General features: G+C 69.8%; 19 protein-coding genes. 11 read left to right on the top strand and 8 right to left on the bottom strand.

Annotated features, from left to right (window positions below):
* Positions 1-88: 88 nt before the first annotated feature.
* The 4 genes from HZ321_RS18830 to mgrA form a co-directional block, all read right to left on the bottom strand.
* The gene (locus tag HZ321_RS18830) at positions 89-874 is read right to left on the bottom strand and encodes a ThuA domain-containing protein (protein ID WP_181703947.1); all 786 of its coding nucleotides are present in this window, start codon (positions 872-874) and stop codon (positions 89-91) included.
* Between the two features lie 254 nt (positions 875-1,128).
* Complete coding sequence (putA, locus tag HZ321_RS18825; RefSeq protein ID WP_181703946.1) at positions 1,129-5,004, bottom strand: trifunctional transcriptional regulator/proline dehydrogenase/L-glutamate gamma-semialdehyde dehydrogenase; 3,876 nt, start codon at positions 5,002-5,004, stop codon at positions 1,129-1,131.
* 780 nt (positions 5,005-5,784) lie between these two features.
* Positions 5,785-6,984: a benzoate/H(+) symporter BenE family transporter gene (locus HZ321_RS18820; RefSeq protein ID WP_181703945.1), complete on the bottom strand. Its 1,200-nt coding sequence runs from the start codon at positions 6,982-6,984 to the stop codon at positions 5,785-5,787.
* A 102-nt stretch (positions 6,985-7,086) separates the two neighbouring features.
* Positions 7,087-8,130 carry an L-glyceraldehyde 3-phosphate reductase gene (gene mgrA, locus HZ321_RS18815; RefSeq protein ID WP_181703944.1) on the bottom strand — a complete coding sequence of 348 codons (1,044 nt, stop codon included), beginning with the start codon at positions 8,128-8,130 and terminating at the stop codon, positions 7,087-7,089.
* A 168-nt stretch (positions 8,131-8,298) separates the two neighbouring features.
* Here mgrA and HZ321_RS18810 point away from each other — a divergent pair, with 168 nt between their 5' ends.
* Both HZ321_RS18810 and HZ321_RS18805 read left to right on the top strand, forming a co-directional pair.
* Positions 8,299-8,763 carry a DUF3828 domain-containing protein gene (locus tag HZ321_RS18810; protein ID WP_181703943.1) on the top strand — a complete coding sequence of 155 codons (465 nt, stop codon included), beginning with the start codon at positions 8,299-8,301 and terminating at the stop codon, positions 8,761-8,763.
* Between the two features lie 365 nt (positions 8,764-9,128).
* Complete coding sequence (locus HZ321_RS18805; protein WP_181703942.1) at positions 9,129-10,001, top strand: alpha/beta hydrolase; 873 nt, start codon at positions 9,129-9,131, stop codon at positions 9,999-10,001.
* A gap of 309 nt (positions 10,002-10,310) precedes the next feature.
* On the opposite strand, the gene nagA is transcribed toward HZ321_RS18805, so the two are convergent.
* The 4 genes from nagA to HZ321_RS18785 are packed head-to-tail and all read right to left on the bottom strand — an operon-like array spanning position 10,311 to position 14,168.
* Positions 10,311-11,501 (bottom strand): N-acetylglucosamine-6-phosphate deacetylase, encoded by a 1,191-nt coding sequence (gene nagA / locus HZ321_RS18800; protein WP_181703941.1) that lies wholly within the window; start codon positions 11,499-11,501, stop codon positions 10,311-10,313.
* Positions 11,501-12,520 (bottom strand): SIS domain-containing protein, encoded by a 1,020-nt coding sequence (locus HZ321_RS18795; RefSeq protein ID WP_181704020.1) that lies wholly within the window; start codon positions 12,518-12,520, stop codon positions 11,501-11,503. The genes nagA and HZ321_RS18795 overlap by 1 nt, the downstream gene beginning before the upstream one ends.
* Before the next feature lie 5 nt (positions 12,521-12,525).
* Positions 12,526-13,290: a GntR family transcriptional regulator gene (locus tag HZ321_RS18790; RefSeq protein ID WP_181703940.1), complete on the bottom strand. Its 765-nt coding sequence runs from the start codon at positions 13,288-13,290 to the stop codon at positions 12,526-12,528.
* Positions 13,287-14,168, bottom strand: a complete 882-nt coding sequence (locus tag HZ321_RS18785; protein ID WP_181703939.1) for a glucosamine kinase nucleotide-binding domain-containing protein — start codon at positions 14,166-14,168, stop codon at positions 13,287-13,289. Before HZ321_RS18785 ends, HZ321_RS18790 begins: the two co-directional genes overlap by 4 nt.
* 290 nt (positions 14,169-14,458) lie before the next feature.
* On the opposite strand from HZ321_RS18785, the gene HZ321_RS18780 reads away from it, so the two are divergent.
* The 9 genes from HZ321_RS18780 (at position 14,459) to HZ321_RS18740 (ending at position 24,763) form a co-directional block, all read left to right on the top strand.
* Positions 14,459-15,361 (top strand): N-acetylmuramic acid 6-phosphate etherase, encoded by a 903-nt coding sequence (locus tag HZ321_RS18780; protein WP_244635998.1) that lies wholly within the window; start codon positions 14,459-14,461, stop codon positions 15,359-15,361.
* Between the two features lie 78 nt (positions 15,362-15,439).
* Positions 15,440-16,696, top strand: coding sequence for an ABC transporter substrate-binding protein (locus HZ321_RS18775; RefSeq protein WP_181703937.1), 1,257 nt, complete (start codon positions 15,440-15,442; stop codon positions 16,694-16,696).
* An 80-nt stretch (positions 16,697-16,776) separates the two neighbouring features.
* Positions 16,777-17,712 (top strand): carbohydrate ABC transporter permease, encoded by a 936-nt coding sequence (locus HZ321_RS18770; RefSeq protein WP_181703936.1) that lies wholly within the window; start codon positions 16,777-16,779, stop codon positions 17,710-17,712.
* 22 nt (positions 17,713-17,734) lie between these two features.
* Complete coding sequence (locus tag HZ321_RS18765) at positions 17,735-18,574, top strand: carbohydrate ABC transporter permease (RefSeq protein WP_181703935.1); 840 nt, start codon at positions 17,735-17,737, stop codon at positions 18,572-18,574.
* Positions 18,571-19,623, top strand: a complete 1,053-nt coding sequence (locus HZ321_RS18760) for a Gfo/Idh/MocA family protein (protein ID WP_181703934.1) — start codon at positions 18,571-18,573, stop codon at positions 19,621-19,623. The genes HZ321_RS18765 and HZ321_RS18760 overlap by 4 nt, the downstream gene beginning before the upstream one ends.
* 43 nt (positions 19,624-19,666) lie before the next feature.
* Positions 19,667-20,668 carry a sn-glycerol-3-phosphate ABC transporter ATP-binding protein UgpC gene (locus HZ321_RS18755; RefSeq protein ID WP_181703933.1) on the top strand — a complete coding sequence of 334 codons (1,002 nt, stop codon included), beginning with the start codon at positions 19,667-19,669 and terminating at the stop codon, positions 20,666-20,668.
* A 697-nt stretch (positions 20,669-21,365) separates the two neighbouring features.
* The gene (locus HZ321_RS18750; RefSeq protein ID WP_280514513.1) at positions 21,366-22,391 is read left to right on the top strand and encodes a thiamine pyrophosphate-dependent dehydrogenase E1 component subunit alpha; all 1,026 of its coding nucleotides are present in this window, start codon (positions 21,366-21,368) and stop codon (positions 22,389-22,391) included.
* Between the two features lie 11 nt (positions 22,392-22,402).
* Positions 22,403-23,401: an alpha-ketoacid dehydrogenase subunit beta gene (locus tag HZ321_RS18745; RefSeq protein WP_181703932.1), complete on the top strand. Its 999-nt coding sequence runs from the start codon at positions 22,403-22,405 to the stop codon at positions 23,399-23,401.
* 3 nt (positions 23,402-23,404) lie between these two features.
* Entirely contained in the window at positions 23,405-24,763 is a 1,359-nt protein-coding gene (locus tag HZ321_RS18740) for an acetoin dehydrogenase dihydrolipoyllysine-residue acetyltransferase subunit (protein ID WP_181703931.1), read from the top strand.
* Positions 24,764-24,773: the final 10 nt, after the last annotated feature.

Genomic DNA, 24,773 nt, shown 5'->3' with positions numbered 1-24,773 from the left:
TGCCCCTTTTTGTTATCGAGCCCCCGCTCCGGTGGGGCGGGGGCTGGGTCATTTCCCGGGAAATCCGGGCTTTTCCTTTGATCGACGTTCAGCGGTAGCCGGCTTCGCCCGCCTGGTGCAGGCGGGGGCCGCGCTCCTCGATCGGCTCCAGCGCCGTCTCGACCGGGACGTTCGGGGCGTCGGTGATCGCCGTCCAGGCGGGGCCCGGGTTGTAGGCCCACTTCACCGCGTTGCGCAGGACCTTGCGGACGTTCTCGTCGTAGTAGGTGGGGTAGGTCTCGTGGCCCGGGCGGAAGTAGAACATCCGGCCGGAGCCGCGCTGGTAGGTGAGGCCGGAGCGGAAGACCTCCCCGCCCTGGAACCAGGAGACGAAAACCGTCTCCATCGGCTCGGGCACGGAGAACGGCTCGCCGTACATCTCCTCGTTCTCCAGCTCGATGCATTCGGGCAGGCCGGCGGCGATCGGGTGGTTGCGGTTGATCACCCAAAGGCGCTCGCGCTCGCCCGCCTCGCGCCATTTGAGGGCGCAGGGCGTCCCGGTCAAGCGCTTGAAAATCTTGGAGAAATGGCCGGAGTGGAGGATGATCAGGCCCATCCCCTGCCAGACCCGTTCGACAACCCGCTCGACCACCGCGTCGGACACCTCGCCGTGGGCGACGTGGCCCCACCAGAGGAGGACGTCGGTTTCGGCGAGCTTCTCGGCGGTGAGACCGTGCTCTGGTTCCTGCAGGGTGACGGTGGAGGAAACTATCCCCGCATCCTCGCGCAGGGCGGCGGCGATGGTCTCGTGCATGCCGTCTGGGTAGATGGACCGGACGATCGGGTTCTTGTTCTCGTGGACGTTCTCGCCGAAGACCGTTGCCCTGATGACCATGCCGTCCGCTCCCGCTCTGGTGGCGCCCGGTTGCGGAAACCCGCTTTCAAAGCGCTTTGAGACTAGCGATAGCACCAGTCCGAATTGGCGACAATCGGGGAGCGAAGCGATTTTTTCGTGGCGCTTGCGAGGTCATTCGATGAGGCGTGCCACGGCTTCCTGGTTTGCTATCCGTGGATGCCTCACCCTCTCGATTCCTCGTGGCGGTGTAGTCGCCTTTTCCGGGGGAGAAGGCGATTACGTAGCGCTCGACGTCAGCCGATGGTCATCAGGCTGGCGTTGCCGCCGGCGGCGGCGGTGTTGGTGCTGACCGACACCTCCTCGAGGAGGAGTTCGAGGGCATAGTTGTCCTCGCCCGGGGATAGACCCTGGACCGGGACGATCGGACCGTCGCGATCGGCGACCGCGCGGGTGAGGTCGAGCAGGGCGTCCGCGTCGCCTTCAAAGAGCACACCACGCAGAGACTTATCCCCGGCCCAGTCGGGCGAGGTTACAACACGACGGGCAAGGTCGGACGGCAGCTTGGCGAGGAGCGCGGCGGCGGGGTTGTCGGGCAGCACGACAGCCTCGTTGCCTGTGGCGAGGATCGCGCCGAGCTGGACCAGGAGGCCGGACTCCGTGCGGGCGAGGGCGGCAATCCGGCCGCGGGGATGCAGGGCATAGACGTTGCGTTCGCCGACCGGGCCGGGCAGCTCCTTGGCGACACCGAGGCCCGAGCGGGCGATGAAGCCGGCGACGGTCGCCGCTTCCGAGGACCGACCCGCGGAGGCGAGGAAGTCGCGGTAGGCGACGGCCGGCGCGACGGCCGTCTCCGGCGCGGGTTCGGGCAGGACCTGGACCGGGCGGGTTCGGGTGGTGAGGCGGGAGAGGTAGAGCGGGCCGCCGGCCTTGGGGCCGGTGCCGGACAGGCCGCTGCCGCCAAAGGGCTGCACGCCGACGACCGCGCCGATGATGTTGCGGTTGATGTAGACGTTGCCGGCGCCGGCCTTGCGTGTGACGCGGGCGATGGTCTCGTCGATGCGGGTGTGCAGGCCGAAGGTGAGGCCGTAGCCGGTGGCGTTGATGGCGTCGATCAGGCCGTCGAGGTCGTCGCGCTTGTAGCGGACGACGTGAAGGACAGGGCCGAAGACCTCGCGACCGAGATCGGCGATTCCGTCGAGCTCGATGATGGTGGGCGGCACGAAGGTGCCGTTGCGGGTGGCGGGTCCGAGCGGCAGCTGCTCGACCTTGAAGCCCTTGCCGCGCATGGCGGCGATATAGGCGTCGATGCCGTCGCGGGCCTCGGCGGTGATGACGGGGCCGATATCGGTGGAGAGCCTGTCCGGGTTGCCGATGACGAGCTCGCGCATCGCGCCCTTCAGCATGGCGAGGACGCGGTCGGCGACGTCGGCCTGCAGGCAGAGGACGCGGAGCGCGGAGCAGCGCTGGCCGGCGCTGTCGAAGGCGGAGGCGATGACGTCGCCGACGACCTGCTCGGCGAGGGCGGAGCTGTCGACGACCAGGGCGTTCTGCCCGCCCGTTTCGGCGATGAGCGGGATCGGACGGCCGTCCGGCGTCAGGCGTCCGGCGAGGCTGCGCTGGATGAGGCGGGCCACCTCGGTGGATCCGGTGAACATGACGCCGCGGGTGCGCCGGTCGGAGACCAGCGCCGCGCCGATCTCGCCGGCACCCGTGACCAGCTGGACCGCGCCGGCGGGAACGCCGGCCTCGCGCAGGATGCGGACCGCCTCGGCGGCGATGAGTGGGGTTTCCTCTGCGGGTTTGGCGAGCACCGGGTTTCCGGCGGCGAGCGCCGCCGCGACCTGGCCGGTGAAGATGGCGAGCGGGAAGTTCCACGGGCTGATGCAGACCACCGGGCCGAGCGGACGGTGGGTGTCGAGATCGAAGCCGGCGCGGACTTCGGCGCCGTAGTAGCGCAGGAAGTCCACGGCCTCGCGCACCTCGGCGATGGCGTTGGGGATCGACTTGCCGGCCTCGCGGATGATGACGCCGAGGAGGTGCGGCATGCGCGCCTCCAGAAGATCGGCGGCGCGGGCGAGCGCGGCGGCGCGCTCGGCCGGAGGCGTGGAGGACCAGATCGGCTGGGCGGCGAGGGCCTCGGCGAAGGCGGCATCGACGTCGGCCGGGGTGGCGTCCACGACAGTGCCCACCACGTCGCGGTGGTCGGCGGGATTGCGCACGATGCGGGCCTCGCCCTGGCCCTCGCGCTCGCCGATCAGCGGCACGGCGCGGTGTGGCTGGTCGGCGCCGGACAGAAGGGCGGCGGAGAGAGACGCGAGCCGCTGCTCGTTGGAGAGGTCGATGCCGATGGAGTTGGCGCGCTCGGCGAAGAGGTCTCGCGGGTGGGCGATCTTCGGATGCTTGGCGCCGACGGGCTCGATGGCGCGGGCGGCGTCGACGGGATCGGCGATGAGGTCGTCAACCGGTACCGCGTCGTCGGCGATTCGATTGACGAAGGAGGTGTTGGCGCCGTTCTCCAGAAGGCGGCGGACGAGGTAGGCGAGCAGGGTCTCGTGGGTGCCGACGGGCGCGTAGACCCGGCAGGGACGGTTCAGCTTGTCCTTTCCGACGACCTCCTCGTAGAGCGGTTCGCCCATGCCGTGCAGGCACTGGAACTCGTACTGGCCGGCGTAATAGTTCTCGCCCGCCATGGCCATGACGGCGGCGAGCGTGTGGGCGTTATGGGTGGCGAACTGCGGGTAGACCGCGTCGGGCGCGGCCAGCAGCTTTCTGGCGCACGCGAGATAGGAGACGTCGGTGTGCACCTTGCGGGTGAACACCGGGAAGCCCTCCAGGCCATCGACCTGGGCGCGCTTGATCTCGCTGTCCCAGTAGGCGCCCTTGACGAGACGGATCATCAGGCGATGGCCGGAGCGGCGCGCGAGGTCGACAACGAAGTCGATCACGAAGGGGCAGCGCTTCTGGTAGGCCTGGACAACGAAGCCGATGCCGTTCCAGCCGGCGAGCTGCGGGTCGAAGCAGAGCGCCTCCAGGAGGTCGAGCGAGAGCTCGAGGCGGTCGGCCTCCTCGGCGTCGATGTTGAGGCCGATGTCGTAGCGGCGGGCGAGAACGGCGAGGCTCTTCAGGCGGGGCAGGAGCTCGGCCATGACGCGATCCTCCTGCGCGCGGGAATAGCGCGGGTGGAGGGCGGAGAGCTTCACGGAGATGCCGGGGCCCTCGTAGATGCCGCGCCGGCCGGCGGCCTTGCCGATGGCGTGGATCGCCTGCTCGTAGTCGTCGTAGTAGCGCTGGGCGTCCTCGGCGGTGGTCGCGGCCTCGCCGAGCATGTCGTAGGAGTAGCGGAAGCCCTTGGCTTCCATGCGGCGGCTGTTGGCGAGCGCCTCGCCGATGGTCTGGCCGGTGACGAACTGTTCTCCCATCATCCGCATGGCGATGTCGACGCCCTTGCGGATCAGCGGCTCGCCGCCGCGGCCTATCAGCCGCGTGAGGGCCGAGGAGAGGTTGCCCTCCGACGACGTCGCCGTGAGCTTGCCGGTGACGACGAGGCCCCAGGTGGCAGCGTTGACGAAGAGCGACGGGCTGTGACCGACGTGGGCGTGCCAGTCGCCGGTGGAGATCTTGTCGCGGATCAGCGCGTCGCGGGTCGGCCGGTCGGGGATGCGGAGCAGTGCCTCGGCGAGGCACATCAGGGCGACGCCCTCCTGGCTCGACAGCGAATACTCCTGGATCAGGCCCTCCACACCGGTGCCGCCGCCGCGCTTCTTCTCGCGCAGGGCGACGACGAGGGTGCGGGCGAGATCGCGCGCGGAGTCGGCGGTGTGGCGCGGCAGGGTGGCGTCGGAGATCAGGAGGGGGAGGCACTCCGTTTCCGGACGGCGATAGGCGGCCGTGATCTTGGCGCGGAGGACGCTCTGCGGATGGACGGACTGGGCGAACTCCATGAACGGGCGCGGTGCAGCGTCGGGGTCGGTTGCGCCGTCGACGACGTCCAGGGTTGCGCCGTCACCGATGAGGTGCGCCACGTCCTCGCCGCGCTCGATCCGCTCGACGGTGGAGAGCAGCGCCTGCTTGATCAGGAAGTGCGGGGATCGGCCGACCCGGTCGGCGGCGGCCTTGAGCCGGAGGCGGAGATCGTCGGTGACTTTGACGCCAATTGTGGTCGCGGCCATGGGGGTGTTCCAGCGAGGGTGATGGTGTGGTGGTTATCGCTGAAAATGGGGTGAGGTGCAACCCGGGTTTTGAGGAGGTTGCGACGGGGCAGTCGGCAAGTCGGCAGTCGGTATTCGGCAGTCGGGACGCGAGTGTCGCCTCGTTCTCCACCGTCACGGTCCGCGCAGGCGGACCACCCACGCATTTGGGAGAGCGGTAGTCGGTGAGCGGCGGAGAAAAAAGTCGTGGGTGGTCCGCCTGCGCGGACCATGACGGTTGGGGGGAGGAGGTTTAGCGACCGCCGCTTCCCGACTGCGACTGCCGCCTCGTTTTCCATCGTCATAGTCCGCGAAGACGGACCACCCACGCATTTGTATTGGGCGGAAGGTGGGAGGTGGGGAGTGGCGGATAAGAAAGTCGTGGGTGGTCCGCCTGCGCGGACCATGACGGTTGGGGGGAGGAGGTTTAGCGACCGCCGCTTACCGACTGCGACTGCCGCTTACCAACTGCGACTGCCGCCTCGTTTTCCACCGTCATGGTCCGCGAAGGCGGACCACCCACGCATGTGGGAGGGCGGGAGGTAGGGAGCGGCGGAGAAAAAAGTCGTGGGTGGTCCGCCTGCGCGGACCATGACGTTTGGGGGAGGAGGTTTAGCGACCGCGGCTTCCCGACTGCGACCGCCGCTTACTGCCACCGCCGCTTACCGATTGCCACCGCCGCTTACGGACTGCCGACCGCCGACTGCCGACTGCCGGTTGCCCACTGCCGACGCGCGGTTGTTTGAATACGGCATCCCGCGCTTATTGCCTGCTGCCCACGCGCGCCAGCGCCATCAGCGCGATGCCGGCGAGGAGGCCCCAGAAGGCGGCGCCGATGCCGAAGTGGGCGGTGCCGGAGGCGGTGGTGACGAAGGTCAGGATGGCCGGAAGGCGGTCTTCTTCGCGGGACAGGGCCGATGACAGGGCCGCGCCGAGGCTGCCGAGAAGGGCGAGGCCGGCGACGGCCTCGATGAGGAGGGGCGGCGAGGCAGCGATGAAGGCGGCGGCGAAACTGGCGACGAGGCCGAGCAGGAGGTAGGTGGCACCGCCGGTTGCGGCGGCGATCCAGCGGCGGTCGGGATCGGGGTGGGCGTCGGGGCCGGCGCAGAGCGCGGCGGTGATCGCGGCGAGGTTGACTGAGTGGGCGCCGACGGCGGCGATGACGGCGCTCATCAGGCCGGTTGCGACGAAGATCGGGCCGGGATCGGGGCGGTAGCCGTTGACGGAGAGCACCGCGAGACCGGGCACGTTCTGCGAGGCCATGGTGACGATGAAGAGCGGCAGGGCAAGGCCGATCGCGGCGTCCCAGGTGAACACGGGGGCGACAAAAACCACACGCGGGGCGATGGAGGCGAGCGCGCCGTCCGGGATGGGCGTCGACCAGACGACCAGGGCCGCGGTGACGACGACGGCGATCGGCACGGCGTAGAGCCGGGCGAAGCGCCAGGCGAGCGCCCAGACGAGGACGATGGGAAGCGCGAGGGCCGGCATGGCCGCCACCGCCTTCACGGGCGCGAGGCAGAGCGGGAGGAGCACGCCGGCGAGCATCGCGCTGGCGAGGGGCATGGGGATGGAAGACACGGCGCGGCCGAAGGGCTTCCAGATGCCGGCGGCGGTGATCAGGGCGCCGGCGAGAAGGAAGGCGCCGACCGCGACGGGAAAGCCGCCGACGGGCGCGCCGGTGGCGGCGCCGGTGGCGATCAGGAGCGCGGAGCCCGGCGTCGACCAGGCGATGGCGATCGGGATGCGCCAGTGCCAGCTGAGGACGAGGCCGAGGAGGCCCATGCCGATGGAGACGCCGAGCAGGCCGGAGGCGGCCTCGTCGGCGGTGGCGCCCATCGCCGTGTAGCCGGAGAGGACGACGGCGAAGGTGCTTGCGAAGCCGACGACGGAGGCGAGGATGCCGGCCGAGACGGGCTGGAGGATGGAGCCGGCGCGGGGGAGGGGCGTGTCGGTGGGCATGGCGGATCCGGGTGGCGGTTCGCCGAGGCATAGCCGGAGCGGGCGCGGACGGGAAGGGCGGCGCGCGCATGGGCGCACCGCTTTATCGACAGGGGTGGACCGTCAGCGGGACGGGCCCTGGCGCTCGGCGCTGGCGGCCCAGAGGTTGATGCCGCCCTCCACGGCGTGGGCGTCGATGGCGGCGAGCTCGTCGGCGGTGAAGGCGGGGTTCTTCAGGGCGCCGACGCATTCGACGACCTGCTCGGGACGGCTGGCGCCGATCAGGGCGGAGTTGACGCGGCCGCCGCGCAGAACCCAGGCGACGGCCATCTGGGCGAGCGTCTGGCCGCGGCTCTTGGCGAAGGCATCGAGGGCGCGGGCGCGGGCGATGTTCTCGTCGTTGAGGAACTCCGGCTTCAGGGAGCCGCGCTTTGCGGCGCGGCTGTCGTCGGGCACGCCGGCGAGGTACTTGGCGGTGAGCAGGCCCTGGGCGAGGGGGGAGAAGACGATCGAGCCGATGCCTTCGCCGTCGAGGGTGTCGAGGAGGCCGTCGTCCTCGATCCAGCGGTTGATCATGGAGTAGCTGGGTTGGTGGATGAGGCAGGGCGTGCCGAGGCGGCGGAGGATGCCGGCCGCCTCGCGGGTGCGCTGGGCGTTGTAGGAGGAGATGCCAGCGTAGAGCGCCTTGCCGGAGCGGACCGCCTGGTCGAGGGCCGACATGGTCTCCTCCAGCGGCGTGTCCGGGTCGAAGCGGTGGGAGTAGAAGATGTCGACGTAGTCGAGCTTCATCCGCTTCAGGCTCTGGTCGAGCGAGGAGAGGAGGTACTTGCGGCTGCCCCATTCGCCGTAGGGGCCGGGCCACATGCGGTATCCAGCCTTGCTGGAGATCACCAGCTCGTCGCGGAAGGGGCGGAAGTCCTTGTCGAGGATCAGGCCGAAGGCTTCCTCGGCGGCGCCCGGCGGCGGGCCGTAGTTGTTGGCGAGGTCGAAGTGGGTGATGCCGAGGTCGAAGGCGGTGCGGCAGATGGCGCGGGCGTTGCCGAGCGACTTGTCCTCGCCGAAGTTCTGCCAGAGGCCGAGCGAGACCGCCGGGAGCATCAGGCCGCTACGGCCGATGCGGTTGTACTTCATCTCCGCGTAGCGGGTCTCGGCGGGCTGGTAGGGCATGGGGCACTCCGTCTTCTTGTTCGGGCGGACTATGGCGTTTCCCTCAGGCGCGGACAACTCCGGTGGTGCGGATCGGCCGACCGCTCACCGGGATTTGTGCGACGTGACGGAGCGTGGCAGATTGGGGCTGCGGCGGATGGAGGAGGTGGATTTTCCGGGGGCGTTCCGATGAGTCTTGTGAGGAAGCGTGTGCTGGGCGCGGCGTTCGCGCTGGCGATGATGGTGCCGGCGATGGCGGCGGCGGAAGGGCCGGCCGAGATCGTGAAGGACATCTATGCGCCGTATCTGTCGACGACGACGATGCCGAGGCCGCCGTTCGACTTGCCGATCTATTCCAGCCACCTGAAGGGGATGATCGGAAAGGCCGTGGAGGGCGCCTCGGAGGAGGAGCCGGGGCAGCTGGACTTCGACGTGTTCCTCTACGCGCAGGACTACCAGCTGAGCGACCTCACCATCCGCGCGGTGAGCGAAGCCAGCGATCGGGCCGAGGTGGAGGCCGCGTTCAAGAACATGGACCGCCCGACGACGGTGGTGTTCCGCTTCGTCAAGGAGGACGGCGCCTGGAAGGTGGACGACATCGCCTGGCCGGAAGGGCAGGAGACGCTGACCGGGATCCTCAGCCAGACGCCGTAGGGAGGTTCAGCTCCGCTTTCAGCTGAGCCGAAAACTTCGTTTTCAGCTGAGCAGAACGCTTCGCGTTTAGCTGAGCTAAATGCTTCGCGTTCAGCTGAGCCGAAAACTTCGTTTTCAGCTGAGGTATCCGAGGAACCAGAGGATCAGGATGATCGGCAGGGGGATGCCGATGAGCCAGAGAAGTCCGCCTCGCAACATGAGTGTTCCTCCATCAGATGTTTTCGGCAGCCGAAGCGGCCGGTCGGATTTCCAACCTCCAGCTCGGCGGTTCGTTCCGCGGGGGCGTTGACGGCAGCGTGAGGAAACCGGATCGGGGCACGGCGCGTATCCTGCCCCGACCCCCTTCTCCGGAGCCCGCCCGCACCATGATCACCCGCCGCCGCCTTGCCGCCCTCCTTGCGCTGCCCCTCGCCGGGCTCGCCGCCGCGGCCTGCTCGCCGCTCGCCACGTTCAATGCGCTGGTGCCGAAGGACGGCGGGTCGCGCGTGGCGGCGCGGGGGCTCGCCTACGGTCTGGGGCCGCGGCGGATGGTGGACGTCTACGCGCCGACCGAGGGACGCGGCCCCTTCCCGGTGATGGTGTTCGCCTACGGCGGCAACTGGGCGAGCGGCGACCGGGCGGGGTACGCGTTCGTCGGGCACGCGATGGCGGCGCAAGGGTTCCTGACCTTCGTGTTCGACTACCGGCTGGTGCCGGAGGTGCGCTACCCGGCCTTCGTGGAGGATACGGCGGCGGCGATCCGCTTCGCGCGCGACCGGGCTGCTGAGTTTGGAGGCGATCCAGACCGGATCGTGCTCTCCGGGCATTCGGCCGGCGCCTACAACGTGGCGCAGGCGGTGATCGACCGGCGGTACCTGCGCGAGGCGGGGGTGCCGCGTCAGGCGATCCGCGGCGTGGCGGGGCTGGCCGGTCCCTACGACTTCTTTCCGTTCACCTCCGATGTCGCCGAGGAGGCCTTCAAGGGCATCGAGGACGGCCCTGCGACGCAGCCGGTGAACCTGGTGCGGGGCGGCGAGCCGGCGTTCTTCCTGGCCTGGGGCACCGAGGACGACACGGTGAAGCCGCCCAACAGCGAGGAACTGGCGCGGCAGCTGCGGCGGGCGGGGGTGCGGGTGGAGACGCGCGCCTACAAAGGCGTCGGGCACGCCGGGCTGGTGCTGGCGCTGGCGCGGCCGCTCCGGGGGCGGGCGGGCGTGCTGGAGGACTTGGCGCGGTGGGCGCGGGGGGTGGCGGGGTGAGGGGGCGACCTCTCTGTCCCGCGGTCATGGTCGCGCAGGCGGACCACTCACGCGTTTATCCAGGACGGCGCGTCTGCGGGAATGCGGCGTGACGCGGCACCACAAAGTCGTGGGTGGTACGCCTGCGCGGACCATGACGCCGAGGGGGACGATCAGGGGCAGGGGTTTCGGGTGGGTGGTCCGCCTGCGCGGACCATGACGGCGAGGGGCAGGGCGATCAGGGGACGAAGTTTCGGGTCGGTGCGGGGATAATTGCCCCGACCCTCCGGCCTCGAAGTCCTTTGCCGTTTCGGCGTTCGGGCTGCGCCCTCACCTCGAGAGGGGGAGGGAGGTCTGCGGCGTTGAGTGTTCGCCCGCGATCCAGGTGGCTTGGACGTGGAGGTCGGGGGTGAGGTGGACGAGGTCGGCTGCGAGGGCGGGGGCGAGGCGGCCTCGGATCCGGTCGTGGCGGAGGAGGGCAGCGGGGTAGACGGTGGCCATGCGGAGCGCCTCGTCGGCGGAGACGCCGAGGTGGGCGACTGCGTAGCGGACGCTTGCGGCCATGTCGATGTCGGAGCCGGCGAGCGTGCCGTCCGCGAGGACGAGCTTGCCGTCGACGCGGCGGGCGGTGCGACCGTTGAGGGTGAAGCTGTCGCCGTCGGCGCCGACGGTGGACATGGCGTCGGTGACGAGGACGCAGCGGCCGGGGCCGCGCTTGGCGCGCAAGGCCGCGGAGAGGCTGGCCGGGTGGACGTGGTGGCCGTCGGCGATGACGCCGCACCAGACGGCGCCGGAATCGATTGCCGCGCCGACCATGCCGGGGGCGCGATGGCCGAGCTGGCTCATGGCATTGAAGAGATGGGTGACCGAGCGCGCGCCGGCGTCGATGGCACGCATGGCGGCGTCGTAGTCGGCGTCGGTGTGGCCGAGGCTGACGATGACGCCGGCGTCGGCGAGACGGCGGATCAGCGCGGGCGGGGCCTGCTCGACGGCCATGGTGACGAGCAGCGTGCCGATCGCCTCGGCGGCGGCGGCGAGCTGGTCGGCGTCGGCCTCGGTGAGCGGGCGCATCAGCTCGGGCAGGTGGGCGCCGCGCCGGGCCGGGGCGAGGTGCGGCCCTTCCAGATGCAGTCCGATGACGCCTGGGCGGGTGGAAACGGCTTCGGCCGCCGCCGCTATGGCGGCCGCGGTTGCGGCGGGCGTGTCGGTGATCAGCGTCGGCAGCAGGCCGGTGGTGCCGAAGCGCCGGTGGGCGGCGGCGATGGCGGCCATGGCGTCCGGCGTCGGGGCGTCGTTCAGCATGACGCCGCCGCCGCCGTTGACCTGGACGTCGATGAAGCCGGCGGTGAGGATCCCGCCGCCGAGGTCGGTGACGGCGGCGTCGGCCGGGATTTCGGAACGCGGGACGACGCCGGCGATGAGCGCGCCATCGACGAGAAGGGCGTGGCCCTCCAGCCGGCGTTCGCCGTCGAAGAGTGTGGCACCGGTGAGGGCGACGAGGCCGGCGGGGGCGGAGGTCATCAGCGGGTTTCCGTGACCTTGGCAAGGTTGGCGGGGCGGTCCGGATCGTGGCCACGGGCGCGGGTGACCGCCTCGATGAAGCGGTAGAAGGAGGTGACGATCGAGATCGGGTCGGTGAGGCCGTGGCCGGTGGGCGCTGCGGGAAGCGCGACGCCCGGCATCGGCACGGTGGCGGCGGTGAAGACCTGACCGCCCGCCTTCAACAGGCGCTCGATGCCGTCGCGGTTGGCGGCGGCGGCGCGGTCGTCCGGGGCGAGGGCGAGCACGGGAAAGCGGTCCTGCACCAGGCGGAGCGGGCCGTGCATCACCTCGGCCGTGGAGAAGGCCTCAGCGTGGATCGCAGCGGTCTCCTTGGATTTCAGCGCGGCCTCCTGGGCGATGGGGAAGCCGGGGCCGCGGCCGACGACGTAGAGCGACGAGGCGGTCCGGAAGGTTTCGGCGGCGGCGGACCAGTCGGCCGCGAGCGCGGCGGCGAGGGTTTCGGGCAGGCGGGCGACGGCGGCCTTCAGCGCCGCGTCGCCGGTCCAGGCGGCGGTGAGGGCGGCGGCGGCGGCGACGGAGGCGATGAAGGACTTGGTGGCGGCGACGCTGAGCTCCGGGCCGGCGTGAAGCGGGATCACCACGTCGGCGGCGTCGGCGACGGGGCTCTCCTCGACGTTGACGAGGGCGACAGTGAGCGCGCCGGACGCCTTGGCGGCCGCCTGGAGGGCGACGAGATCCGGGCTCTGGCCGGACTGCGAGATGGTGACGAGGACGCCGCCCTTCAGCTTCAGCGGCGCGGCGTAAACCGAGGCGATCGACGGGCCGATGGAGGCGACCGGAACGCCGGTGCCGAGTTCCACGGCGTATTTCAGATAGCCGGCGGCGTGGTCGGATGAGCCGCGGGCGCAGGTGGCGACGACGGGCGGATCCAGCGCGCGGAGGCGGGCGCCGAGATCTTCCAGGCGGCCGGTTTCGCGGGCGAGGAGACGGGCGACGGCGTCGGGCGCCTCAGCCGTCTCGCGGGCCATGGCTGTCATGTCGGTCAATGATCCGCTCCGAGATTGAGTTCGGCGACGAAGTCGTAGGCGTCACCGCGGTAGTAGGACCGGGTGAACTCCACCACGCGCCCATCGGCGAGGTAGGAGACGCGCTCGATCCTGAGCGTCGCCGAGCCGACGGGCACCTCCAGGAGGGCGGCTTCGGTGGCGGCGATGTTGGTGGCGGCGAGCCGCTGCAGGGCGCGGACCGGCCGGATGCCGCGCGCTTCCAGGACGGCGTAGAGCGACTGGTCGACGAGATCGGGGTCGGGCAGGAAGGCCTGGGGCACGACGGCCATCTCGATCGCCATGGGCACGCCGTCGGCGAGGCGCAGGCGATGCAGCCGCGTGACGCGCTCGCCGACCTTGAGGCCGAACACCATCGCCTCCTCCGGGGAGGGCAGCGAGACGCGACGGTCGATCACCTGGACGGTGGGGCGGAAGCCGCGGGCGCGCATGTCCTCGGTGAAGGAGGTGAGGCGGGAGAGCGGCTGCTCCATGCGGTGGGGCGTGGGGGCGACGTAGGTGCCGGAGCCGCGGCGCTGCTGCAGGATGCCGGCCTCGACGAGACCGGCGAGCGCCTTGCGGACGGTGACGCGGGAGATGCCGAGCTCGGAGGCGAGCTCGCGCTCCGGCGGCAGCGCGTCGCCGGGGGCGAGGGAGCCTGCGCCGACCGCCTCGCGGATGGCAGACTGAAGGCGCAGGTAGAGCGGGGCGGGATCGTCCTGCGTGAAGCGCTCGGAGCCTAGGATGGCGGACAGGGCCGTCATGCCGGACCTCCGAGGCCGGAGAGGGCGAGCGCGCCGTCGAGGGCATCGCCGCGCGGAGCGACGAGCACGGGGTCGAAGCGGCTGTCGAGCCAGGGGCGGTAGGGGCCGGAGAGGCCGCCCATCAGGGCGATGCGCGTGGCGCCGTGGGCGACGAGGCGGTCGAGCAGGCGGCCGGCGTCGGCGGCGGCTTCGCGGACGATCTCGGCGGCGACGGGATCGCCGGAGGATGCGGCCTCGAAGACGAGCGGGGCGAAGACGGCGTAATCGCGTGGGATGGCGGTGAGCGCCCAGGCGAGCATGGCGGACGGGTTGGCGTCGAAGCGGGCCATCACCGCCTCGGTAAAGGGCGAGGGCGGCTCGATCGCCTCGTGGCCGAGGAGGGCGCGGCGGACCGCTGCGCGGCCGAGGGTGGCGCCGGAGGCAGTGTCGGAAACGAGGAAGCCCCAGCCGCCGACCGTTCGCACGCGGCCGTCGACGCGGGCGACGCCCTGGCTGCCGGTGCCGAGGATGAGGATGCCGCCATCCTCGCCGCGATGGGCGCCGAGGCAGGCGGTCTCGGCGTCGGATGCGACGGCGACCGAGGCGAACGGAAAGGGATGGGCGGGCAGGCGCTCGGCGGCACGCGCGGCGTTGGCGCCGGCGAGGCCGAAGCCGGCGCGGGCGCGGGCCATCTCACCGGGCCGTAGATCGGCGGCGGCGAAGGCGGCGGCGGCGACGTCGAGGATGGAGGAGATCGCCCCGGCAAAGTCGGTGTTGACGTTGGCCGGACCGCCCGTCGCCTCGCCGAGCACGCGGCCGTCGGCGTCGGTCAGCCGGGCGCGGCAGCCGGTGCCGCCGCCGTCTATGCCGAGATGAAGGGTGTGTGCCCTGTCCGCCAACGCGCAACCCCCGAAGCGCCGGTTTCAGCTCGCGCCCGAGGCGCCGGTCCGGCTTGCCGCGCGATAATACCAAAACAAATCCAATTTGGAAGAGCGCGTCTGGCGAGCCCATAACGGGTGCCGCAAACGTCCCAGAACGGATCAGATTGGTTAAAGTTCGTCGGAATTCGTTAAGTCGACCCGATTTTCGTGCGGCGTATGGACAAGTGGTATCATTTTGGTAGTATCCCATGGCGTTCGCGGAATTGGGATCCCGCGGGCACCCGAATCCGGGCAAAAGGATCCGCGCCTTGCAGCCGAAGCTGGTCACCGAAGAGACGAACGAGCGCTACCGGGCCGTGGAGACATGGGCCGACGCGGACGTGCTTTCGGCGATCGCAGACGGGCAGGGGCGGGCGATCGAAGCGGTGCGGGCAGCCATCCCGGCGCTGTCGGCGGCGGCCGGCGCGCTGGCGCAGGCCTGGGGTGGCGGCGGGCGGATCGTCTATGTCGGCGCGGGCTCGTCGGGGCTGATCGCGCTGCTGGATGCGCTGGAGCTGCCGGGCACCTACGGGCTGACGACCGACCGGCTGCCGGTGCTGCTTGCGGGCGGGGCGGCGTCGCTGACGCACCTCGATGCGGCGTCGGAGGACGACCGGGACGGGGCGCGCAAGGAAATCGAAGCGTTGGGGCTGCGGGCCGGAGACGCGGTGATCGCGGTGTCGGCGAGCGGCTCGACGCCCTACACGGTGGCGGCGGCGGAAGCGGCGCGCGCGGCCGGCGCGACGGTGATCGGGATCGCCTGCAATGCGCGGGCGCCGCTCCTTGACGCGGCGGACCTGCCCGTGTCGATCCTGGCCGGGCCGGAGATCGTGGCCGGCTCGACCCGGATGAACGCCGGCACGGCGCAGAAGTGCGCGCTCAACATGCTTTCCACGCTGGCGGCGATGAAGCTCAACCACGTCTATGACGGGATGATGGTTAACGTGCGGGCGGAGAACGCCAAGCTCGTGGACCGGGCGGCGCGGATCGTGGCGCGGGCGGCCGGCGTCGACGAGGCGGCGGCGCGGGCGGCGATCACTGCAACAGGCGGCGACGTGAAGCCGGCGGTGCTGGTGGCGCGCGGCGCGACCGCAGCGAAGGCGCGACAGTTGATCGAGGCGAGCGGGGGCGACCTTCGGGCCGCGTTCGCCTCGCTTCAGGACCAGCCCTGACCGGTCCGGACGACCCGGGGGCAGGGATTGAAGAACCGCCGCGCAACGCCGCGGCGACAACAGGGAGCAAAGACAACGATGAAGGGGATCACTCTCTCCCTCGGCCTCATGGCCGCCACGGCGCTGACCGTCGGCCAGGCGTCCGCGGAAACCGTCACGCTCACGATCGAGAGCTGGCGCAACGACGACCTTGCCATCTGGCAGCAGACGATCATCCCGGCCTTCGAGGCCAAGCACCCGGAGATCAAGCTGAACTTCGCGCCGATGGCGCCGACCGAATACAACGCGGCGCTGAACTCCAAGCTGGAGGCGGGCTCGGCGGGCGACATCATCACCTGCCGGCCGTTCGACGCCTCGCTGCAGCTGTTCGAGAAGGGGTATCTCTCGTCGGTGAACGACGTCGCGGGGATGGACAACTTCGGGCCGGTGGCCAAGTCGGGCTGGTCGACGGACGACGGCGCGACGACGTTCTGCGTGCCGGTCGCCTCGGTGCTGCACGGCTTCATCTACAACAAGGACGCGTTCGACAAGCTCGGCATCGCGGTGCCGACGACGGAGGACGAGTTCTTCGCCGCGCTCGACAAGATCAAGGCGGACGGCACCTACATCCCGATGGCGATGGGCACCAACGACCAGTGGGAAGCCGCCACGATGGGCTACCAGAACATCGGGCCGAACTACTGGAAGGGCGAGGAAGGCCGCAACGCGCTGATCAAGGGCGAGCAGAAGCTGACCGACGCCGCCTGGGTTGAGCCCTACAAGACGCTCGCCCGCTGGAAGGACTACCTCGGCGACGGCTTCCAGGCGCAGACCTATCCGGATAGCCAGAACATGTTCACGCTCGGCCGCGCGGCGGTCTATCCGGCGGGTTCGTGGGAGATCTCTGGCTTCAACACGCAGGCCCAGTTCAAGATGGGCGCCTTCCCGCCGCCGGTGAAGGCTGCGGGGGACACCTGCTACATCTCCGACCACGTGGACCTCGCGATCGGCATGAACGCCAAGACGGCGCATCCGGAAGCGGCGAAGACGTTCCTGGCCTGGGTGGCCTCGCCGGAGTTCGCCTCGCTCTACGCCAACGCGCTGCCGGGCTTCTTCTCGCTGTCGAACCAGCCGGTCGAGCTCAAGGACCCGCTGGCGCAGGAGTTCGTGTCCTGGCGCGGCAAGTGCCAGTCGACGATCCGCTCGACCTACCAGATCCTGTCGCGCGGGACGCCGAACCTGGAGAACGAGACCTGGGTGGCGAGCGCCAACGTGATCACCGGCGCGGAAACGGCGGAAGCCGCCTCCGAGCGGCTGCAGAAGGGCCTCGACGCCTGGTACAAGCCGGGCAAGTGACGTGACGAGGGGCGCGGGGCCGGTCCGGTCTCGCGCCCTCCCTTGCGAACGGCCGAACCCCTCTTCCCGGAAGACGCGCCATGTCCAGTGTCGAGCTTGATGCGCCGCGCCGGCCGGTTCGCTGGCATATCGCCGTGTTCCTGGCGCCGGCGGTGATCGTCTATTCGCTGATCATGATCGTGCCGCTGTTCGAGACGCTCCGGTCGAGCTTCTATCGGGTGGCGGAGAACCAGGCGTATTTCGCCGGGCTGGAGAACTTCAAGACGCTGTTCCTGGACGACCGGTGGGCGCCGCAGTTCTGGAACGCGCTCTGGAACAACTTCTACTTCTTCCTGATCCACATGGTGGTGCAGAACCCGATCGGGATCGCGCTCGCGGCCATCCTGTCGATCCCGCGGCTTCCGGGGCGGACGTTCTACCGGACGGCGATCTTCGTGCCGACGATGCTGTCGTTCGTGATCGTGGGCTTCGGGTGGAAGCTGATCCTGTCGCCGCTGTGGGGCGTGGCGCCGAGCCTGCTCGACGCGGTGGGGCTGAAGTTCCTGTTCGCCCCCTACCTCGGCAAGCCGGAAACCGCGCTGACGACGCTGGCGCTGATCTCGGTGTGGCAGTACATCGGCATCCCGATGATGCTGATCTACGCGGCGCTGCTCTCCATCCCCGACGAGATCATCGAGGCGGCCGAGATAGACGGGGTGACCGGGACGGCGCAGTTCTTCAAGATCAAGCTGCCGCTTCTCTGGCCGACGATCGGGATCATCTCGATCCTGACCTTCGTGGGCAACTTCAACGCCTTCGACCTGATTTACGTGGCGCAAGGGGCGCTGGCCGGCCCGAACTTCTCCACGGACATCCTCGGAACGCTGCTCTACCGCACCTTCTTCGGCTTCCAGCTGCAGCTGGGCGATCCGAACATGGGCGCTGCGATCGCGGCGATCATGTTCCTGATCATCCTGGCGGGCGTGGCGCTCTACCTGTTCGTGATCCAGCGCAAGATCACCCGCTACCAGTTCTGACGGGAAGGGAGGTCAGCACACCATGAGCCGCGCCCGCACCTCGCTTCCCCGCACGATCGCAGCGCACGGGATCCTGATCACCTACACGATCATCGCGCTGTTCCCGGTGATCCTGATCGTGATGAACTCGTTCAAGTCGCGGAAGGCGATCTTCGCCTCGCCGCTGACGCTGCCGGGGCCGGAGACCTACGATCCGATCGGCTACACGACCGTGCTCGGGCAGGGCGACTTCACGGGGTACTTCATAAACAGCCTGATCGTGACCTGCGGGTCGCTGGCGGGCGTGCTCCTGTTCGGGGCGATGGCGGCCTTCGCGCTCAGCGAATACCGGTTCCGGATGAACACGCTGACGGGGCTCTACCTCGCGCTCGGGATCATGATCCCGATCCGGCTCGGCACCATCGGCATCCTGAAGTTCATGGTGGGGGCGAACCTCGTCAATACGCACCTGGCGCTGATCCTGGTCTACACGGCGCAGGGACTGCCGCTCGCCGTGTTCATCCTGTCGGAGTTCATGCGGACCGTTTCGGACGACCTGAAGAACGCCGGGCGGATCGACGGGCTTTCGGAATACCGGATCTTCTTCCGCCTGGTGCTGCCGCTGGTGCGGCCGGCGATGGCCACCGTGGCCGTGTTCACGATGATCCCGATCTGGAACGACCTCTGGTTCCCGCTGATCCTGGCACCGGCGGAGAGCACCAAGACGGTGACGCTCGGCGCGCAGGTGTTCATCGGCCAGTTCGTCACCAACTGGAACGCCGTCCTGGCGGCGCTGTCGCTCGCCATCGTGCCGGTGCTGGTGCTCTACCTGATCTTCTCCAAGAGCCTCATCCGGGGCATCACATCCGGAGCCGTGAAATGACCGCGCCCATCCGCACCCTCGTCGTCGGCCTCGGCAACATGGGCCTCAGCCATGCCAAGGCCTACCACGCGAACCCGGGCTTCGAGATCGTGGGGCTCGCCAACCGGTCGAAGCCGGCGCTGCCGGAGGGGATGGAGGCCTATCCATTCTTCGAGACCTTCGAGGACGCGCTGGCCGCGACGAAGCCGGAGCTCGTGTGCGTGGCGACCTACACCGACACGCACGTGGACTACGCGATCGCGGCGATGGAAGCGGGCGCTCACGTGTTCGTGGAGAAGCCGCTGGCGATGACGGTGGCCGACGCGGAGCGGGTGGTGGAGGCAGCGACGCGGCTGAAGCGCAAGCTCGTGGTCGGCTACATCCTCCGGCACCATCCCTCCTGGACGCGGTTCATCGCCGAGGCGCGCGCACTCGGCGGGCCCTTCGTGATGCGGATGAACCTCAACCAGCAGAGCGTGGGCGCGACCTGGGAGGTGCACCGCCGCCTGATGGAGACGACGAGCCCGATCGTCGACTGCGGCGTGCACTACGTGGACGTGATGTGCCAGATCACCGACGCCGCCCCGGTGGAGGTGCGCGGCATGGGGGTGCGGCTCTCCGACGAGATCGGGCCGGACATGTACAACTACGGCCACCTGCAGGTGCTGTTCGCCGACGGATCGGTGGGCTGGTACGAGGCGGCGTGGGGGCCGATGATCTCGGAAACGGCGTTCTTCGTGAAGGACGTGATGACGCCGCGCGGGTCGGTCTCCATCGTGATGGACGAGAGCGCCAAGTCTGACGACATCGACACCCACACCAAAACGGCGCGGATCCGGATCCACTCGGCCGCGCAGGCCGGCACGCGGTTTGCGCAGCCGGACACGATGCTCTCGATGGCCGACGAACCCGGCCACCAGGAGCTCTGCGACCGCGAGCAGGCCTACATGCTGAAGGCCATCCGTGAGGACGTGGACCTGACCCGGCACATGCGCGACGCGGTGACGAGCCTGAAGGTGGTGCTCGCCGCCGACGAGAGCGTGCGGACGGGCGCCGTGGTGAAGCTCTGACGACGGAACGTCACGGGACGCGCAGCACATCCAGGGGGAGCCAGTGGGATCGCTCGAACTCAGGCAGGTGAAGAAGTCCTTCGGGGCGGTGGACGTCATCAAGGGGGTCGACCTCACGGTGGCGGATGGTGAGTTCGTCGTTTTCGTCGGTCCGTCGGGATGCGGGAAGTCGACGTTGCTGCGGATCATCGCGGGGCTTGAGGACCAGACCGCCGGGGCGGTGCTGATCGACGGGAAACGCGTCGATGCGACGCCGCCGGCAAAGCGCGAAATCGCAATGGTCTTCCAGACTTACGCGCTCTACCCGCACCTCAGCGTGAAGGGGAACATGGAGCTCGGCCTGCGCCAGGCGGGCGCGCCGGAGGCCACCATCGCGGAGCGGGTGAAGAAGGCCTCCGAGATCCTGCACCTGGAGCCTTATCTCGACCGCAAGCCGTCGGCGCTTTCCGGCGGGCAGCGGCAGCGGGTGGCAATCGGGCGGGCGATCGTCCGCGAGCCGAAGCTGTTCCTGTTCGACGAGCCGCTGTCCAACCTCGACGCCGCGCTTCGGGTGAACACCCGGCTGGAGATCGCCAAGCTGCACCGACTCCTGAAGGCGACGATCATCTACGTGACGCACGACCAGGTGGAGGCGATGACGCTCGCCGACAAGATCGTGGTGCTGAACGCCGGGCGGATCGAGCAGGTGGGCACGCCGATGGAGCTCTACCACCGGCCGGCGAACCTGTTCGTCGCCGGCTTCATCGGCTCGCCGAAGATGAACTTCCTCACCGGTCAGGTGGCGGAGAAGGCCGGGGCGACGACGGTCGGGATCCGGCCGGAGCATCTGTCGCTGTCGCGCGAGAGCGGGGCGTTCGCCGGGGTCGTCGCGCATGCGGAGCGGCTGGGCGCGGATACCTTCGTCTACGTGGAGGCGGACGACGGGGCGCTGCTGACCGTGCGGGTGATCGGGGACACGGACGCTGACGCGGGAGATCGCGTGTTCCTGACGCCGACGGGTCCAGTGCACCGGTTCGATGGGGGCGGGGTGAGGGTGGGTGAGTAGGGGCAGAGTGGGGAGTCGGCAGTGGGGAGTAGGGAGTAGGCCGTCGGGCTTCGGCAGGGGGCAATGGGCAGTGGGGAGTAGGCCGTCGGGCTTCGGCAGTCGGCAGTCGGCAGTAGGGAGTAGGGAGTGGGCAGTAGGCATTGGGCCTTGCCCTCCCCGTCATGGTCCGCGAAGGCGGACCACCCACGCCTTTTTCCGGGACGGCGCACCACACGCGGGACATGAGGCCGAACGGCACCCACAAAGTCGTGGGTGGTCCGCCTGCGCGGACCATGACGGCGTATTGGTGGGGTACGGCTGCTTTTTTCCGGGAGGGCGCACCACACGCGGGACATGAGGCCGAGTGGCACCCACAAAGTCGTGGGTGGTCCGCCTGCGCGGACCATGACGGCGTCGGGGGGCGAGTGCCTACTGCCCTCTGCCTAAGGCCGGCTGCCCGAGCCTGAGTGCTCGGCTTCCTTCAATGAACATATTGACTTGATACGAGACAATTGTACACTCGCTCCAACAAGGACGGACCGGGCCCGCGAAACGCGAGGTTTCGGCCGAGGGGAGGGTGAGGCATGTCGGGCAGAGGCTGCCGCGGAACGGCGGTGGATCCGGTTGCAATGCCGCGCAGTGCGCGGGGTGATCGGCGGTCCGGCAGGGCTGGCTGCGGCGCGAACGCCTGCGATCCCCGATGAGACCGGAGACCCCCATGGACCTGATGGAGAAGGCGATGTCGTCGGCCGAAGTGCGCGCCAATCTGCCGGAGGCCTATCGCAGGCTATCCCCCGACCAGCTGAAGCAGGCGCTGAAAAAGATGCACCTGATCCGCCTGTTCGAAGAGGGCGCGGAGGACAGCTACCAGCGCGGCCTGACCTACGGGACGATGCATCTGTCGATCGGGCAGGAGGCGAGCGCGGTGGGGATCTGCGCGCCGCTGACCGACGCGGACACGATCACCTCCACGCACCGCGGGCACGGCCACTGCATCGCCAAGGGGGCGGACCCCAAGAAGATGTTCGCCGAGTTCTTCGGCAAGGAGACCGGCTACTGCCGCGGCCGGGGCGGCTCGATGCACATCGCGGACGTGAAGACCGGCAACCTCGGCGCCAACGGCATCGTGGGCGGAGGGCTGCCGATCGCGGTGGGCGCGGCGCTCTCCATGAAGCTGCAGGGCAAGGACAGCGTCTCGATCTGCTTCTTCGGCGACGGTGCGAACAACGAGGGTGCCTTCCACGAGGCGCTGAACATGGCCTCGGTGTGGAAGCTGCCCGTGGTGTTCGTCTGCGAGAACAACCAGTACGGCATGTCGACCTCCACGGAGCGCTCCACGGCGGTGAAGAACGTGGCGGACCGGGCGGTGGCCTATTCGATGCCGGGTGTGATCGTGGACGGCAACGACTTCGCGGCGGTGGCGAGCGCCTCGATGGCCGCGGTGGACCGGGCCAAACGCGGCGAAGGGCCGACGCTGATCGAGTGCAAGACCTACCGCACGCGCGGGCACTCGCGCTCGGACCGCAACCGCTATCGCACCAAGGAGGAGATCGAGGCCTGGGTGCAGCGCGACCCGATCCCCCGCTTCGAGCAGGAGCTGATCGGGCTCGGCTTCCTCACGGCGGCGGAGGCGGAGGAGATCCGCGCCGCGGCTGCCGCGGAGATCGACGAGGCCTACGAGTTCGCCAAGGCGAGCCCGAGCCCCGATCCCGCCGACGTCACCCGTTTCGTCACAACCGTCTGAGGCCCACAACGATGGACGCTCCGGTCCGCGAACTTTCCTTTGCACAGGCCATCTATGAAGCGCTGGCGATCGCCATGGAGGCCGATCCGCGCGTGTTCCTGATGGGTGAGGACATCGGCGTCTATGGCGGCGCCTTCCAGGTAACGGGCGATCTCGTCCACCGGTTCGGGGCGGAGCGCGTGCGCGACACGCCGATCTCCGAACTGGGCGGGGCGGGCGTCGCGGTGGGCGCCGCGGTGACCGGGATGCGGCCGGTCTACGAGTTCCAGTTCTCCGACTTCGCCACCCTGGCGATGGAGCAGATCGTCAACCAGGCCGCCAAGATGCGCTACATGCTGGGCGGCGAGGTTTCCGTGCCGCTGGTGTTCCGGATGCCATGCGGATCGGGCACGGGCGCGGCGGCGCAGCACAGCCAGAGCCTGGAGGCGTGGTTCGCCCACGTGCCGGGGCTGAAGGTGGTGGAACCTTCCACACCGCACGACGCCAAGGGGCTGCTGCTGGCGGCGCTGGAGGACCCGGACCCGGTGCTCGTGTTCGAGCACAAGCTTCTCTACAAGATGAAGGGCCCGGTGCCGCAGGGGCACTACACCATCCCGATCGGGGAGGCCGCGACCGTGCGCCAGGGCCGCCACGTGACGGTGGTGGCATCCGCGATCATGGTGCACCGGGCGCTGGAGGCGGCGGAGACGCTGGCTCAGGAAGGCATCGAGCTGGAGGTGATCGACCTGCGCTCGCTGCGGCCGATCGACAGCCGGACCATCATCGAGAGCGTGAAGAAGACGACGCGGCTGATGAGCGTCTACGAGGGCGTGAAGACGCTGGGCATCGGCGCGGAGATCTCGGCACTGATCGCGGAGAGCGAGGCGTTCGGCTACCTCGACGCGCCGATCGTGCGGCTGGGCGGGGCGGAATGCCCAATCCCCTACAATCCAGAGCTGGAGAAGGCGGCGGTGCCGCAGGTGCCCGACATCGTTGAAGCGGCGCGGGCGCTCGCCGGCGGGAGGACCTGAGCCATGCCGGTGGAGGTGATCCTGCCGCGCGTCGACATGGACATGGCCACGGGGAAGATCTCCCGCTGGTACGTGGCCGACGGCGAGACGGTGACCAAGGGCCAGGTGCTCTTCGAGATCGAGACGGACAAGGCGGCGATGGAGGTGGATAGCCCGTCGGCCGGCACGATCCGCGACATCGCAGCAAGCGAGGGGACGGACATCCCGGTCGGCAGCCGCGTGGCGTGGATCTTCGCCGAGGGCGAGGCTTACGCGCCGCCGGTGGAGGCGACCGCCGCCGCCGCCGCCGTTCCTGCAGATACGCGGCCGGCGCCCGCTCCCTCCCAGGGCGCGCCGGTCCTGCCGCCGGAGCGTTCCCCCGCTCCGGCGGCCTCTGTCACGGCTGGCGCCGGCAACGGTCCTGCCGCCACGCCGCTCGCCCGCCGGCTGGCCCGCGAGCATGGCCTGGAGCTTGCCAGCGTTCCGGGCAGCGGGCCGCGAGGCCGCATCCAGGCCCGCGACGTGCTCGTCCGGGCCGAGGCGCTGGCCAGGCCGGCCGCGATCCAGAGTTCCGCGCCGGCGGTTCCGGCTCCGGCGAGACCTGCGGCGGCTTCGGCCGGCGGCGGCTTGCACCGGGAATGGCTGCAGCGGGGCGAGGGCGTGCCGATCGTGCTGGTGCACGGCTTCGGGGCGAGTCTCGACGGTTGGCGAAGCTTCGTGACGGGCGCGGCGTTCGACTGTCCGGTGCTGGCGGTGGATCTTCCGGGGCACGGGCGCAGCGGGCCGGCGGAGGCGTGGAGCCTGTCGGCGCTGGCGGCGGCGCTGGAGGACGCGGTGCGCGGCGAGGGAGTCGCTTCGGCGCATTTCGTGGCGCATTCGCTGGGCGCGGCGGTTACCGTGACGATGCTGGACGAATTGCCGGTGGAGGCGCGGTCGCTGACGCTGCTGTCGCCGGCGGGGCTCGGGCCGGAAATCAACGGGGCGTTCGTCGACGGGTTCCTGCGGGCCAGCAAGCGGGAAAGCCTCAGGCCGTGGCTGAAGCTGCTGTTCGCCGATCCGGACGAACCGCGCGAGGCCTTCGTGGCGGCAACGCTGCGGCAGAAGGCGGACGCGGCGAGCGTGGCGGCGCAGGCGGCGCTGGCGGCGACGGTGTTCCCGGACGGGACGCAGGCGATCGACATCCGCGCGGTGCTGGGGCGGCTCACGGCGCCGGTGAAGGTGATGTTCGGCGTGGACGACCGAATCATCCCGGCGCGGCACGTCCAGGGGCTGCCGGGCGAGATCGGCGTTCACCTGTTCTCCGGGGTCGGGCACATGCCGTACCTGGAGCGCCGTGAGGCGGTGGCGCGATTGGTCCGCGAAGCGGTGCGCAGCGGCAGCTGAAACGGGGCGA

The organism is Chthonobacter albigriseus, from assembly GCF_013839445.1.
Classification (GTDB): Bacteria; Pseudomonadota; Alphaproteobacteria; order Rhizobiales; family Pleomorphomonadaceae; genus Chthonobacter; species Chthonobacter albigriseus.
The sequence above is the reverse complement of the archived record's forward strand: the minus strand, read 5'-3'. Positions and strand labels throughout refer to the sequence as shown.